The organism is Thermomicrobium sp. 4228-Ro (genome assembly GCF_026241205.1).
GTDB lineage: Bacteria > Chloroflexota > Chloroflexia > Thermomicrobiales > Thermomicrobiaceae > Thermomicrobium.
The window spans coordinates 1,105,693-1,118,962 of record NZ_JAPFQM010000001.1 but is presented as its reverse complement, the minus strand read 5'-3'; the positions used below and the strand labels follow the sequence as shown (position 1 = coordinate 1,118,962).

The window sequence follows — 13,270 nt, the reverse complement described above, 5'->3', positions numbered from 1 at the left end:
TCACGGTTCAGGCAAGCGGAGTCGCTCCAGCCACCTTGCCCAGTTCGGCTGCGGTGTCGGCGTCGGGACGACGGTCGGCTCTGTGACAGGGCGCGGAGCATCCTGCCACTCGACGAGGAGCACTGTTTCGCCGGGATAGGTAAGATTGAGCTCCCGGCGCGCTGTACGCTCGACGTACGCACGATAGCGGTCACCCTCGAGATCGGCGAGCTGCCGGGCGAGTTCGTCCCGTTCGGCCACCAGCGCCGCCAGTGCCTGCCGCCGCTCGGCGACCTGCGCCTCGAGCTGCCGCGCCCGCCAGGCCTGCTGACCGAAGGCGACGACGAAGTAGAGGGCGATCGCGAAGGCGATCGCGACGACGAGCGCATTGCGGAGCCAGGCGAGTGAAGAGACCATCGCTCAGGCCTCGACTGCGAGCTTCGGCCACTCCGTATGCCAGGGAGTCGCTCGCTCGTACGCGTCCGCAACACGCAGCAGAGTCGGCTCGTCGAACGGGCGTCCCATGAATTGCAGACTCACTGGCAACCCGTGCGCGAAGCCGCACGGGACAGCGATGGCGGGAAGCCCTGCCATGTTCGCCGGAATGGTGAAGACATCGGAGAGATACATCTGCAGCGGGTCAGCAGTCCGTTCACCCAGACGGAAAGCGACGGTCGGTGACGTCGGCGCAGCGATGACGTCGACCCGCTCGAACGCCTGATCGAAATCCCGCTTGATGAGCGTCCGCACCTTTTGCGCCTTGACGTAGTACGCGTCGTAGTACCCAGCGCTGAGCGCATAGGTACCGAGCATGATGCGGCGCTTGACCTCGGGACCGAACCCTTCCCCGCGCGTTCGGAGGTAGCGTTCCAGGAGGGTCTCGCCAGGTAGGCTCAACCCGTACTTGATCCCGTCGTAGCGCGCGAGGTTCGCACTCGCCTCGGACGGTGCGATGATGTAGTAGGTCGCGAGCGCGTATTCGGTGTGGGGGAGCGAAACCGGAACCAACTCGGCGCCCAGCTCCTGCAGGGTTGCCAGCGCCTGGTCGATGACCTGCTCGACAGCCGGATCCATCCCGGCAACCCGATACTCGGCCGGGATGCCAATGCGCAGACCGCGGATGTCGCCAGTGAGAGCGGCACGGTAGTCCGGTACCGGTACCGGAACCGATGTGGAATCGGCCGGATCGTACCCAGCGATCACCTGCAGGAGAACGGCGACGTCTTCGACCGTCCGGCCGAACGGCCCGATCTGGTCGAGGCTGGAAGCGAATGCGATGAGCCCGTACCGGGACACGCGACCGTAGGTCGGCTTGAGACCGACGATACCGCAGAATCCAGCCGGCTGCCGGATCGAGCCGCCAGTATCGGAACCCAGCGCGAGCATGGCTTCCCCAGCGGCAACGGCTGCAGCTGAGCCGCCGCTCGAGCCACCGGGAACGCGCTCCCGATCCCACGGATTCCGGGTCGGCCCATAGGCCGAGTTCTCGGTGGAGGAACCCATCGCGAACTCGTCGGTATTGGTCTTGCCGAGGAAGACCGCTCCCTGCTCGCGGAGTCGCGCGACGACCGTCGCGTCGTACGGCGACAGGAACCCCTGGAGAATGCGGGAGCCAGCCGTCGTCGGGGCATCGACCGTGCACAGATTGTCCTTGAGCCCGATCGGAATCCCGGTCAGGGGAGCAGCCTCACCGCGGGCGATACGTCGGTCGGCTTCCTCAGCCTGCCGGCGAGCGATGTCGGGGGTCAGCGTGATGAAGGCATGGAGCTGCGGCTCGAGCCGCTCGATCTGGGCCAGATGCGCCTCGAGAAGCTCGACCGCGCTCACCTCGCGCTGATCGAGCAAGACCCGGGCTTGCGCCACAGTCAGACGGATGAGTTCGCTCGTCACCGCGTCACCCCTTCAGCTCTGCTCGAGCACCGCATGCACGCGGAAGAAACCGTCCTCGCTCTCCGGAGCGTTCGCCAGCACCGCCTCGACCGGCAGAGAGGGACGAACTTCGTCGTCACGCCACACGTTCTGCAGCGTGATCACTTGCGCCGTCGGCGGGATCGCTTCGGTGTCCAGTTCCTGGATACGACTTACATGTTCGAGGATCGAGGAAAGCTGCTCGCGCATGAGCTCGCGCTCTTCTTCCGTCAACCCGAGTCGGGCGAGCATCGCCACATGGTCAACGATCTCCCGGCTCAGCCGCATCGCGACTCCTCCCCTCTGCCGGGCCGCAGTGTAGCACGTCGTGACTCAACCGTCCGGCAATGCTCTGTTCGCGATCACCGTCCGGTACCAGTCGAAGCTTGCCTTGGGCACGCGGGCGAGCGTCGTGTAGTCCACGTAGACGATGCCGAACCGCTTGCTGTACCCATGAGCCCATTCGAAATTGTCGAGGAGTGACCAGACGAAATAGCCGCCAACCGGTACGCCGGCTTCCAGGGCTCGGTGCACGGCAGCGACGTGCGCCGCGAGGTACGCGATCCGCTGATCGTCCTGGACTCGACCATCGACCGGCTCGTCCGGGAAGGCAGCCCCGTTCTCCGTGATGACGATCGCCGGCGGCCGGTACTCGCGTTGCAGGCGGACGAGGAGCTGCTCGAGACCATCGGGAACGATCGCCCAGCCCATATCGGTCAGCTCGTATCCGCGAGCCCGCAGTTCCTCGGGCGAGAGCAGACGCAGGCCAATGCCCTGAGGAGAGCCCTCCGGTGCTGCGGTGACGAACGCTGGCGTGTAGTAGTTCACGCCCAGAAAGTCGAGCGGCTCCGCGATGGTATCGCAGTCGGATTCCGGCGGTTCGAAGAACCGGGCCAAAAGCTGGCGGGTATCCCGTGGATAGCCTCGCCCGAAGAGCGGGTCGAGGAACCAGCGATTGAGGATACCGTCGTAGGCCTGGGCAGCTGCTCGATCGCTGTCGGAATCGGATGCCGGAACGACCGGCGAGAGGTTGAGCGCGATGCCGACCTGGGCATGCGGCGAGAGAGCCCGGATAGCCCGCGTGGCTAACCCGTGAGAGACGAGCAGGTGGTGACTGACCCGCACGGCCGTTGCGAGGTCCCTGATACCCGGCGCATGCTCGCCGAGGTAGTGGCCGAGATAGGCGACGACCCACGGCTCGTTGTGCGTGATCCAGTAGCGCACGCGATCGCCGAGCCGCCGAACGACGGTCTCGGCATAGGTGACGAAGGCCTCGACCGTGGCACGCTCGGCCCAACCGCCCTGATCCTGTAAAGCCTGGGGGAGATCCCAGTGATAGAGCGTCACGAAGGGAACGATGCCGGCCTCGAGCAAAGCATCGACCAGACGATCGTAGAAGTCCAGTCCACGCTCGTTCACTTCGCCTCTACCCTCGGGAAAGATCCGTGGCCAGGCGATCGAGAACCGGTAGGCCGGCGCTCCGAGCTGGCGCAGGAGCTCGATATCCTCCGGCCAGCGGTGGTAGTGGTCACAGGCGATGTCCCCGGTCTGCCCGGCAAACGTTTTCCCCGGCGTGTGACTGAAGGTGTCCCAGATCGAGGGCCCGCGGCCATCCTCCTGCACCGCACCCTCGATCTGGTATGCCGCGGTAGCGGTACCCCAGAGGAACGATTCCGGAAAGGATCGCGTGCTCATCGGTCAAGCACTCCCGTTGCACAGCGTACAGCCATCGAGTCGTCACGGTAGCTCGACGGCATCGAAGATCGCTTTGGCGGCCTCGAGACGGCGGCGGTCGTCTGGACTCAGCGATCGGAGTGCCGACGGGTCGTCCTCATCGCTACGCGTCTCAGCAGTCTCGGTCCCCTCGGCACCGCGGTCGCTGGTATCCTCGCTCGTGCCCGGCTTGCGCAGTGCCGCGACCTCTTCCGGCGCGACACAGACAACGCGGCACGGGCGACCGAGGTGACGTGCGAGAACCCGCTCGATGACCCGGCGCAACTCGTTCTCCTCGTTGATCCGCCGGCGGTGGAACTCGTACGGCGCCACGAGGATCACCTCTTCACCGCGGACGAGGCGCGGCTCGGCATCGGCCAGGAGTGCGGCCGCCTTACTGTTGGCGCTCCGCAACTCGCGGCGGATCGCTGCCCAGCGGAGAACGAGCTGTTCGAGCAGTGCATCCTCATTCGCCGCGGCCGGAGGCTGGTTGCCCGATGGCCCGCTGGGAGACGGCGGGAATGCGTCGGGCGCTCGGCCGTCTCCGCGTGGTGCAGCTGGCTTCGCCTGTGCCGGGGCTGCAGGTGCTGGCCGGAGCAGAGAGCCTGGTTGGTTGGTGAGCGGGGCTGGTGCCTGGACGTGTACCTGGTCGAGGGCCAGGATCGATTCCACGACGGTCAACTCGAGAAGCAATTGCGGATCGACTCCCGAACGTGGTACCGGCACCTCGAAACCGGTGAGTTTGCGGAGTACCGTAGCGAGTTCGGACAACGAGAAGCGATGGGCCAGCTGCGCGCTCTCCTCCGGAAGGAGCGGATCGACACCGCCAGCCCGGATATGGAGGAGACTGCGGACGAAGGAGACCAGATCCCGGCCGAACTGCTGCAGGTCGTCACCGGCATCAGCGACAGCCGCGATGACCCGGAGCGCTCGCCCAGCGTCGCGGTCGGCGATCGCGCTCACCACGTCGACGAGCCGCTCTTGCTGGCTACCACCCAGAACGTCGAGCGCCAGTTCAAGGGTTATCGGAGCGTTGGCCGCTTGCTCACCAGCGAAGACGACGAGGCGTTCGAGCAAGGCGAGCGCGTCGCGGAGGCTCCCGGTCGCACGCCGCGCGACCAGCGTGAGGACTGCATCGTCGGCAGCGATACCCTCGCGTGCACAGACGAAGCGGAGGCGCTCGACCACGCGATCGATCGGGAGACGCCGAAAGTCGAAGCGCTGGCAGCGCGAGACGACAGTCTCGGGAAGCTTGTCCGGCTCGGTCGTCGCCAGCACGAAGACGACGTGCGGCGGCGGCTCTTCCAGTGTCTTCAGGAACGCATTGAACGCATCGCGGGTGAGCTGATGCGCTTCGTCGATGATGTAGAACTTGGTGCGCAGTTCGACCGGTGCGTACTTGACCTTCTCGCGGAGGTCGCGAATATCATCGACTCCGCGGTTGGAGGCTGCGTCGATCTCCACGATGTCGACCGCAGCACCGCTCGCGACCGCCCGACAGGCCGCGCACTGGTTGCACGGACGTTGCCAGGGATCGGGAGCGAGGCAATTCACCGCTTTCGCGAGTAGACGCGCCGTGCTCGTCTTCCCGGTACCGCGCGGCCCACAGAAGAGGTAGGCATGAGCCACCCGGCCGAGGGCGACCGCATTGCGGAGGGTCCGAGCGATCGCTTCCTGACCGACCAGCTCGTCGAACGTCTGCGGCCGGTACTTCCGGTACAATGACCCGGACTGCAGCGTGATCTCGCGGGTCGAGTCCATCGTGGGGCCTCTCCAGAGCGGTGCTGCACCGCGAGCGTCCGTACGGCTAAGCATACGGAGTCGGTGCCGGGCAGGCAAATGGGGACACTCTATCTCGTCGGCACACCGATCGGAAATCTCGAAGACATCACGCTGCGCGCTTTGCGCGTCCTCAAGGAGGTGCGGCTCGTCGCGGCGGAGGACACGCGGCAGACGCGAAAGCTCATGGGCCGCTACGGCATCACGACCCCAGTGGTGAGTTTCCACGCGCACAGTGGCCCGGCTCGTCTCCGCCAGCTGTTGGCTGCCCTCGCTGAGGGAGACGTCGCTCTGGTGAGCGACGCCGGTATGCCGGGCGTTTCCGATCCCGGAGCGGAGCTCGTCCAGGCAGCCGCCCGATCGGGGTATCCCGTCGTCGTCGTACCCGGCCCCTCAGCAGTCACTGCTGCCGCAGCGATCTCTGGCCTGGTTTCGGACGGGTTTGTCTTCGCCGGCTTTTTACCGCGGCGTCAGAAGGAGCGGCGCGAGCGACTGGCCGAGCTGGCGAGCGTGCCCTATCCGCTCATCCTGTTCGAGGCACCGCATCGGCTCCGCGAAACGCTCAAGGACGCACTGGACGTGCTTGGCGACCGACCGGTGGCCGTGTGCCGTGAACTCACGAAGCGATTCGAAGAGGTACAGCGGACGACGCTCAGCCAAGCAGTCCTGTTCTACGAGCGCCACGAGCCGCGCGGCGAGTTCGTGCTCGTGGTGGCAGCGCCGGTTACGCGACCAGCGCCCCCGAGCGACGAGACGATTCGCCGTCTGATCGCGGACCGCATCGCGGCTGGCGAGGCACCCAGCGTCGTGGCACGCGAGTTGGCTCGACAAACCGGACTACCGCGACGCGAGCTCTACCATCTCGCCGTGACGATCCAGTCGGCACAAGAACATGGGCAGTATGAGGAGGGAGACAGCGATGACCGCTGATCGCACGCGACACCTGCCACTCGATGGGCTGACGGTCATCGAGCTGGGACAGGCCGTGTCGAGCCCGCTCTGTACGATGCTGCTGGGAGATCTCGGAGCCGACGTCATCAAGATCGAGCCACCACAGGGCGATCCCGCTCGCGGGTACGGCCCGCCGTTCGTCGCGGGCGAGAGCCCGTATTTCCTTTCGGTCAACCGGAACAAGCGGAGCATCGTGATCGACCTCAAGCATCCAGACGGAGCGAAACTCGCGCGCGACCTCGCGGCACGCGCGGATGTGCTGGTAACGAACTTCCGTCCGAGCGCCATGCAACGTCTCGGGTTGGACGAGCCGACCCTGCGCGCGATCAACCCGCGGCTCATTTACTGTCAGGTGACCGGTTACGGACCGCGCGGGCCCTGGGCCGATGTACCGGCTTTCGATCAGGTCGCGCAGGGGATGTCGGGCCTGATGAGCGTGACCGGGAAACCCGAGAGCGGTCCGGTCAGGGTCGGTATCGCGATCGCTGACATCCTGGCCGCCTTGTTCGCGACCTACGGCGTGCTGGCAGCCCTCTACGAGCGAGAGCGCAGCGGTGTCGGGCAGCGGGTCGATACGTCGCTGCTCGGAGCCGTGATCGGTGTCCTCACCTTCCAGGCTGGACGCTATCTCGCCGACGGGAGCGAGCCGGGTCTGGAGGGGAACGATCATCCGGTCGCAGCGCCCTACGGGACCTTCCGCTGCGCGGACGGCTACATCAACATCGCGATCGCGAACGAGCAAATGTGGCGACGACTGGCCGAGGAAGTCGGCCATCCCGAGTGGGTCGAGGATCCGCGCTTCCGGACGAACGCCGACCGGGTAGCCAACCGCGCGGCGATCAATGCGGCGCTCGAGGCAGAGCTGCAACACGACACGGTCGCGAGCTGGGTCGAGCGACTCAGTCGCGCCGGTGTGGCGTGTGGACCGATCTGGACAGTCGGACAGGCGCTGGAGAGCGAGCCGGTGCACTACCTCGGTATCGTGCGGACTGTCGAGCATGCACTGGCCGGTCAGATCCGGCTGGTCGGACCGGCGATCGACTTGTCCCAGACACCGCCGGTCATCCGCCACTCTCCGCCGCTGCTCGCCCAACACACTGCGGAGATTCTGGCGGAGCTCGGGTACGACGAGGCGACGATCGCCGCATTGGCTCAGGAAGGCGCGGTCGTGCTCGGACCAGTGACGCGAGAGCGAGCTGCCCGATGAACGAGTTGCTCGTCGAACGCAGTGGACCAGTCGCGACGATCGTGCTGAACCGGCCGCAATCGTTGAATGCGCTGACTTTCGCGATGTGGCGGGAACTGGCACGGCTGGTTCGCGCGTTCAGCACCGATCGGGATATCCGTGTGCTGATCCTGCGCGGTGCAGGGGAACGTGCCTTCAGCGCCGGTGCGGATATTCACGAGTTTCCGGTGTTGCGGACCGGCGGTGCGGCAGCTGCAACATACGATGCAGCTGTCGCGGAGGCACTCCGCGCCATCATAGAGGCGCCGCAGGCAGTGATCGCCGTCATCCGCGGTATCGCGGTCGGCGGTGGTCTCGAGCTGGCTGCGGCGTGCGATCTCCGGATCGCGACCGAGGATGCTCGGTTGGGACTGCCGATCGCCCGGCTCGGCGTCATGCCAGGGCTCGGCGAGTGCCGGGCGCTCCTGCGTCTTCTGCCGCCGGGGAAGATCGTCGAGCTGATCCTGCGCAGTGAGCTGGTCGATGCAGAGGAAGCCCACCGGCTCGGACTCGTGAGCGAGGTCGTCGCCGTCGACCGACTGGAGGCACGAGTTCGGGAGTGGGTGGAACGTCTGACCGCGCTTTCACCGGACACGATCCGGGCGACCAAGGCTGTGTTGCAGCTGGCGACGAGTGGGGGCGACGAGCGGGACGAGCGGTACCGGGAGTTATTGGACAGCGTGTACAGCGGAGAAGCCTACCGCGAAGGGGTGCGCGCGTTTTTGGAGAAGCGCAGTCCGAACTTCTGAGCTGCAGCAGGCTCGATCGTGGCCAGTGAAGCAGTCCCGAAGGTGCGGATCGGCGGCTACCAGCGCGTCACCCTCGCAGGTGCTGGAAAGCGTACCGCGAGCGGCCTCCCTCCCGGTCATTGCTGGATCAGGACCACGGTGTAGTAGTGCATACCGTCGCTGGCGGTCGCCTCGGCGACGCCGAAGTGCGTGAAGCGCGGGTCGAGCAGGATCTCTCGATGCGAGGGGCTCGCGAAGAGCGAGCGCGCTGCCTCGGCCGCGGTCTGCGCCAACGGGTAGTTGTTGCGCTGCAAGGTCTCACCAGCGTAACGCCACGGTATGCCGGTCGCCGCGATGAGATCGAAGGCCGTCCGCCCTTCTGGAGAGACGTGCGCGAAATACCCGCGACGAGCCATATCGTCGCTGCGCTGCTGGGCGATCGCGGTCAAGGTCGCGTCGAGCGTCAGTGGAGCGATGCCTGCAGCACGACGGCGGTCGTTGATCAGCTGGGCCAGCTGCAGTGCCAGCGAATTGCCCTGATAGGCGACGTCACGTTGCCGCTCCGCCCAGATCTCGGCCCCGAGGCGGCCGAGGAGGACAGCCCATTCGGTACCAGCCAGGTCCGGGTGATATTCGAAGCGTGCGCGCTCGAAGTACTGGACGAGCAACCCGTTCTCCCAGAAGGGTTCGGTGATCGGATACCCGAACAGCCGTACGCTACCGCGGCTCTCCCAGTAGGAAAGAAATTCGGGCGCGATGTTGTGGCCGGTCTCGGCGATGTAGCGTCGACCCGGAATCGGCGCAACCCTTCGGAGATCGCGTCCCTCGCGGACGGCGGCTTCCTTGCCGAGCAGACCGAGAAGCACGGCGTATTCGGTATCGGCATACTCGGGGTGATACTCGAATCGCTGACGCTCGAAGTACTGGACGAGATAGCCGTTCTCGAACGTCGCTGGGCCGAGGGGAAAACCGAAGACCGGAACGCCACCGTAGCGCTGGTAGAAATCCCGGAACACCGGCGCGACCTCGTAGCCAGTCGGGCTCGCCGCGGCTGCACTGGGGGCGAGTGAAAGGAGCGTAACCAAGGCGACAGCAGCGACCGTCGTCCAAATGGCGAACCGACGAAGCATCGTAGTTTCCTCTCCCGGGCCGGCTCCATCACCGACCGACGAGAGAAGAAATCGGCCCGGCTGGTACGTTGGGAGGAGGCCGAGAGAGGGTGAAGAGGGTGTTACGATTTCGGGGGGGCCTGGGTCCTGGTGCATCATTCCTAGATGGGCTAGCTAACACGATTTGCGGAGCGCTGCCCGGTTCGGGCGGAGTACGGAGGCGAAGAGGTTCAGTACTGCCGTTTCTCCCGGAACAGATCCGGAGGTACTCACGCCGATCATGACCGTCGAGGGAGCCGTGTTGCACATCGACCTGGATTTGTTCTTCGTCGCCGGTGAACACCGACGACGTCCGGAACTGCGGGGGCGTCCCGTCCTGATCGCCGGTCATGGGCCGCGTGCCGTCGTTGCCTCAGCGAGCTACGAAGCACCAGCGTTCGGTATCCGATCGGTCGCTGGTCGAGGCGCGCCGCCGGTGCCCAGAAGCGATCGTCCTGCGAACCGAAAGCGCGTACTATCGGGGACTCTCGCGGTCTTTTCGCCAGCTGCTGGGAAGGCTGACCGATCGGATCGAGATGCTGAGTATCGACGAAGCGTGTCTCGAGCTCGGAAAGCACATCGGCCGGCCTGATACGGTTCGACGCGCCGGCGAGGAGCTGCGCGCTCGCATGGCACAGGAACTCGGGCTGACAGCGACGATCGGCGTAGCGACCAACCGGACTCTGGCCAAGGTGGCGGCGGAACTAGCCAAGCCGAACAGCTTTCGTCTCATCGAGCCGGGAACGGAACAGGAGTTCCTCGCACCGCTTCCCATCGAGGTCCTGCCTGGTATCGGGCCGCGAGCTGCCACGGAACTTCGACGGCTCAGAATCGAGCGGCTCAGACAGGTAGCAGCAGCCCCTTCCCATCTCCTGGAGCCGGTCTTCGGGCGACGCGCCGAGCTGGTGCGCGAGCTGGCGGCCGGCCGGGATCTCCGGCCGGTCGGTTTCGGGCGAAAGGGGCCCAAGTCGCTCGGGCACGAGGAGACGTTCGCGCAGGATCTCACCGATCCGAGACAGGTCGCAGCGGCGACGTTTCGACTGGCTGACCGGGTAGCGAGCGAGCTGCGGTCGGCCGGCCTGCAGGGGCGGATCGTCGCGGTCAAGGTATGTTTTGCCGATTTCCGCACCGTGACGCGCCAGCGAGCACCGGTAGAAGCGTCAGCGGACCGGGCAGTCGTCGGGCAGGTCGCTTGCGAACTCGTGCGCACGCTCCTAGCGAAGGAGCGGGAGCCGGTGCGACTGCTCGGCGTGCGGGTGGGTGTATCGAGCGAGCGGGCGCTCCGGCTCCGGCTGTTCACCGCCTCGCGGGATCCACTGCGGTGCGAGCGGGTGCTCGCAGCGATCGACATTTTGCGGGCACGTGGCCTGCCGATCCAACCCGGCTGGTTCACGAAGCGACGCGACTAATCGCGGAAACGGAGCGTCCAGGCGACCAGCGCTTCCACGAGCTGGCGGATCATCTGCCGGGTGGGCTCGTCGACCAGTCGACCCTCCCGGAAGAGGCTGGCCGCGTCGCGTACCAGGACATCTGGCTTGGGAAGGACGTACGACTCGGTCGAGAGAAGGACCTGACGCAGCGCGAGCTGGCCGCGAACGGTCCCGAAGAGGCCGGTCGTGGCCCCCATGATCGCCACCGGTTTCCGGCGCAATGGGCTCGTCGCTGGTGGTCGGGAAGCCCAGTCGATCGCATTCTTGAGCGGACCGGGAACGCTCCAGTTGTATTCGGGCGTGGCGATGAGGAGCGCATCCGCCTCCGCGATCGCGCGCTTGAAGTGCAGGACGGACTCGGGGGGACCAGCCTCCTCCAGGTCCTGATTGTAGAGGGGTAGATCGTGGAGTTCGTAGAGACCGATCGTGACCCCAGGGGGTGCGAGTTCCTGCGCGGCGAGGAGCAGCCCCCGGTTGTACGACTGACGTCGGAGACTCCCTGGGATGCCGAGGATCCGAAGCGGCTCGTCAGCCACAGTACCTCCTTTCCGAATTGGCCGACTGTGCCGAGCGCGTGCTGCGCTCGACACACACCAGGTAGAGTGTGCCGAACGTGCCCCCTGAGTGGCGAGGTCGCTGTGAGGGATAGGAAACTGCGAAAGGCAGGGAGAACGGGTGTCGCGGCAAACGAACGTGGTAGTGCCGAGGCAATCGGACGTCCACCTTCGTTCGGGCAAGAGGTCGATGGATCGTTGCGAGGAGAAGACGAAGCAGGCGTCTATGATGTCACGGATGTCATGCGTTCTTTTGGGACAGTCGAAGCGGCACCAGTCGATGCTCAGGCGGTGGGTCACGCTGGTCTCTGGGTTGTTTCTCTTCGCACTCGCGCTGGTGCTGGGGCTTCAGAGTGGCCTGGGTGCCTATTCCTGGGTCGTCTTCCAGGACGGACTTGCCCGGCACACGGTCTTGACGGTCGGGCAGGCGAGCATCGCGGTGAGTGCCATCGTTGTCGGGGTCAGCTGGCTGCTCGGCGTGCCCCCGGGCATCGGAACGTTGGCCAACCTCGTGCTGATCGGTGTGTTCATGGATGTGTTGCTGTGGCTCGGCTGGGTTCCCGAAGCCACCTCGTTCGTCGGCGGTGCGATCGAAGTCGGACTGTCCGTGATTCTGCTGGGTATCGCCACCGGGATGTACAGCGGGGCTGACTTCGGTGCTGGACCGCGTGATAGCCTCATGCTGGCACTGGCGCGTCGGACCGGGTGGTCGGTCAGCTGGGTCCGGTGGGCACTGGAGGTTTCGGTCACGATAGCCGGAATCGTTCTCGGTGGATCGTTCGGCGTGGGAACGATCGTCGTCGCGTTGACGGTCGGGCCAGCTGTGCGCCTCGGATTTTATCTCTTCGGTCTCGACGCACAGGGTTACCGGAGGAACAACGAGGGAGCGTGATCGATGATGACGCCAGACAGTTTCGTTTCGTTGCGTCAGCGCCTGTTGCCCATGCTGCGGCGGGTCGCCGAGCAACTCGCGGACCGAACCGCACCGGGGTATCCGGGCCTGGTGGATGATCCCGACCACGGAGTCGTCGGGATCGCACTCGCACCGGGCTTCGGTCTGTACGTGGTCCGCGAAGGGGACAGGACGGTCGTGCGGCGAGAGCGAATCCTGCATCGCACGCTCGTGCACACGTCCGCTGGGCGGGAGTGGTTCGGCGGCCAGCCCTACGAGGAGAGCGAGGAGATCGACCCGAGTATCTCCGATATCGAGTTGCGCGACGAGCTCGCGCGCTTGCTCGCCGCCTGGCACAAGCACCCGCTCATCATCCGGCAGAGCGACAGCTGACGCAACGCAACACGGGGGCACCGCACTGGTGCCCCCGTGTTTCACGTGAAACACACCGCTCAGCCCATGATCCACCGGTCGATCGCTCGCTCGTAGCTCACCAGCTCGTCCTCGCGGAAGAACAGGCTGATCTCGTACGCTGCCTTTTCCGGGCTGTCCGAGCCGTGAATCACATTCTGCGCGATCGACAGCGCCAGATCCCCCCGGATCGTCCCCGGCTCAGCCTCCGCCGGATCCGTCTTCCCCATCGTCTTGCGCGTCACCTCGATCGCGCGCGGCCCTTCCACCACCCCCACGACCACTGGCCCCGAGGTGATGAACGACAATAACTCCTCGAAAAACGCCTTCCCGCGATGCTCCGCATAGTGTCGTTCCGCAAGCTCCCGGTCGATCCACATCAGCTTCAGCCCGATGAATCGGAGACCCCGTTGCTCCAACCGTCGCAAGATCTCCCCGATCAGGCCCCGCTGCACTGCATCCGGCTTCACGATGATCAACGATCGCTCCACGCTCCTACCCTCCGGCAACGAACACGGGCGCCCGCGCGCCCGCTTCCACTCCGCTCACCTA

The 13,270-nt window shown here is 65.7% G+C and carries 14 protein-coding genes and 1 pseudogene; 7 read left to right on the top strand and 8 right to left on the bottom strand.

What is annotated here, in order from left to right:
* Genes OO015_RS05415 through dnaX form a run of 5 tightly spaced genes read right to left on the bottom strand, consistent with a single transcriptional unit; the run spans position 1 to position 5,361 of the window.
* Positions 1 to 396 (bottom strand): FtsB family cell division protein, encoded by a 396-nt coding sequence (locus OO015_RS05415; RefSeq protein ID WP_265940211.1) that lies wholly within the window; start codon positions 394 to 396, stop codon positions 1 to 3.
* A gap of 3 nt (positions 397 to 399) precedes the next feature.
* Positions 400 to 1,869, bottom strand: coding sequence for an Asp-tRNA(Asn)/Glu-tRNA(Gln) amidotransferase subunit GatA (gene gatA, locus OO015_RS05410; RefSeq protein WP_265940210.1), 1,470 nt, complete (start codon positions 1,867 to 1,869; stop codon positions 400 to 402).
* A gap of 12 nt (positions 1,870 to 1,881) precedes the next feature.
* Positions 1,882 to 2,175 (bottom strand): Asp-tRNA(Asn)/Glu-tRNA(Gln) amidotransferase subunit GatC, encoded by a 294-nt coding sequence (gatC, locus tag OO015_RS05405; RefSeq protein ID WP_265940209.1) that lies wholly within the window; start codon positions 2,173 to 2,175, stop codon positions 1,882 to 1,884.
* Positions 2,176 to 2,220: 45 nt separating this feature from the next.
* Positions 2,221 to 3,582 (bottom strand): GH1 family beta-glucosidase, encoded by a 1,362-nt coding sequence (locus tag OO015_RS05400; RefSeq protein ID WP_265940208.1) that lies wholly within the window; start codon positions 3,580 to 3,582, stop codon positions 2,221 to 2,223.
* A 42-nt stretch (positions 3,583 to 3,624) separates the two neighbouring features.
* Positions 3,625 to 5,361, bottom strand: a complete 1,737-nt coding sequence (dnaX, locus tag OO015_RS05395) for a DNA polymerase III subunit gamma/tau (protein ID WP_265940207.1) — start codon at positions 5,359 to 5,361, stop codon at positions 3,625 to 3,627.
* 63 nt (positions 5,362 to 5,424) lie between these two features.
* On the opposite strand from dnaX, the gene rsmI reads away from it, so the two are divergent.
* Genes rsmI through OO015_RS05380 form a run of 3 tightly spaced genes read left to right on the top strand, consistent with a single transcriptional unit; the run spans position 5,425 to position 8,304 of the window.
* The gene (gene rsmI / locus OO015_RS05390; protein WP_265940206.1) at positions 5,425 to 6,309 is read left to right on the top strand and encodes a 16S rRNA (cytidine(1402)-2'-O)-methyltransferase; all 885 of its coding nucleotides are present in this window, start codon (positions 5,425 to 5,427) and stop codon (positions 6,307 to 6,309) included.
* Entirely contained in the window at positions 6,299 to 7,537 is a 1,239-nt protein-coding gene (locus tag OO015_RS05385; RefSeq protein WP_265940205.1) for a CaiB/BaiF CoA transferase family protein, read from the top strand. The genes rsmI and OO015_RS05385 overlap by 11 nt, the downstream gene beginning before the upstream one ends.
* The gene (locus tag OO015_RS05380; protein ID WP_265940204.1) at positions 7,534 to 8,304 is read left to right on the top strand and encodes an enoyl-CoA hydratase/isomerase family protein; all 771 of its coding nucleotides are present in this window, start codon (positions 7,534 to 7,536) and stop codon (positions 8,302 to 8,304) included. Before OO015_RS05385 ends, OO015_RS05380 begins: the two co-directional genes overlap by 4 nt.
* Positions 8,305 to 8,420: 116 nt before the next feature.
* Here OO015_RS05380 and OO015_RS05375 read toward each other — a convergent pair whose 3' ends face one another.
* Positions 8,421 to 9,413, bottom strand: a complete 993-nt coding sequence (locus OO015_RS05375; RefSeq protein ID WP_265940203.1) for a CAP domain-containing protein — start codon at positions 9,411 to 9,413, stop codon at positions 8,421 to 8,423.
* Positions 9,414 to 9,672: 259 nt separating this feature from the next.
* Between OO015_RS05375 and OO015_RS14180 the strand changes: the two are divergent.
* Together OO015_RS14180 and OO015_RS05370 are read left to right on the top strand one after the other, a co-directional pair.
* A pseudogene (locus tag OO015_RS14180) lies at positions 9,673 to 9,834 on the top strand (DNA polymerase IV); the annotation flags it as partial.
* Positions 9,782 to 10,840, top strand: a complete 1,059-nt coding sequence (locus OO015_RS05370; protein ID WP_265940202.1) for a Y-family DNA polymerase — start codon at positions 9,782 to 9,784, stop codon at positions 10,838 to 10,840. The pseudogene OO015_RS14180 and the gene OO015_RS05370, both read left to right, overlap by 53 nt.
* Here the strand turns inward: OO015_RS05370 and OO015_RS05365 are convergent.
* On the bottom strand, positions 10,837 to 11,397 hold the full coding sequence (locus OO015_RS05365; RefSeq protein WP_265940201.1) for an NADPH-dependent FMN reductase: 561 nt from the start codon (positions 11,395 to 11,397) through the stop codon (positions 10,837 to 10,839). The genes OO015_RS05370 and OO015_RS05365 overlap by 4 nt on opposite strands.
* A 298-nt stretch (positions 11,398 to 11,695) precedes the next feature.
* Here OO015_RS05365 and OO015_RS05360 point away from each other — a divergent pair, with 298 nt between their 5' ends.
* Positions 11,696 to 12,307 (top strand): YczE/YyaS/YitT family protein, encoded by a 612-nt coding sequence (locus OO015_RS05360; protein WP_265940200.1) that lies wholly within the window; start codon positions 11,696 to 11,698, stop codon positions 12,305 to 12,307.
* A 3-nt stretch (positions 12,308 to 12,310) separates the two neighbouring features.
* Positions 12,311 to 12,700, top strand: coding sequence for a hypothetical protein (locus OO015_RS05355; RefSeq protein ID WP_265940199.1), 390 nt, complete (start codon positions 12,311 to 12,313; stop codon positions 12,698 to 12,700).
* A gap of 59 nt (positions 12,701 to 12,759) precedes the next feature.
* On the opposite strand, the gene ndk is transcribed toward OO015_RS05355, so the two are convergent.
* The gene (gene ndk / locus OO015_RS05350) at positions 12,760 to 13,209 is read right to left on the bottom strand and encodes a nucleoside-diphosphate kinase (protein ID WP_265940198.1); all 450 of its coding nucleotides are present in this window, start codon (positions 13,207 to 13,209) and stop codon (positions 12,760 to 12,762) included.
* Between the last annotated feature and the right edge of the window lie 61 nt (positions 13,210 to 13,270).

Bases quoted from the DNA above. Each gene is read 5' to 3' on its own strand.
- OO015_RS05415 (WP_265940211.1), bottom strand. From the start codon at position 396: ATGGTCTCTTCACTCGCCTGGCTCCGCAATGCGCTCGTCGTCGCGATC.
- gatC (WP_265940209.1), bottom strand. From the start codon at position 2,175: ATGCGGCTGAGCCGGGAGATCGTTGACCATGTGGCGATGCTCGCCCGA.
- OO015_RS05400 (WP_265940208.1), bottom strand. From the start codon at position 3,582: ATGAGCACGCGATCCTTTCCGGAATCGTTCCTCTGGGGTACCGCTACC.
- dnaX (WP_265940207.1), bottom strand. From the start codon at position 5,361: ATGGACTCGACCCGCGAGATCACGCTGCAGTCCGGGTCATTGTACCGG.
- OO015_RS05385 (WP_265940205.1), top strand. From the start codon at position 6,299: ATGACCGCTGATCGCACGCGACACCTGCCACTCGATGGGCTGACGGTC.
- OO015_RS05380 (WP_265940204.1), top strand. From the start codon at position 7,534: ATGAACGAGTTGCTCGTCGAACGCAGTGGACCAGTCGCGACGATCGTG.
- OO015_RS05375 (WP_265940203.1), bottom strand. From the start codon at position 9,413: ATGCTTCGTCGGTTCGCCATTTGGACGACGGTCGCTGCTGTCGCCTTG.
- OO015_RS05370 (WP_265940202.1), top strand. From the start codon at position 9,782: ATGGGCCGCGTGCCGTCGTTGCCTCAGCGAGCTACGAAGCACCAGCGT.
- OO015_RS05360 (WP_265940200.1), top strand. From the start codon at position 11,696: ATGCTCAGGCGGTGGGTCACGCTGGTCTCTGGGTTGTTTCTCTTCGCA.
- OO015_RS05355 (WP_265940199.1), top strand. From the start codon at position 12,311: ATGATGACGCCAGACAGTTTCGTTTCGTTGCGTCAGCGCCTGTTGCCC.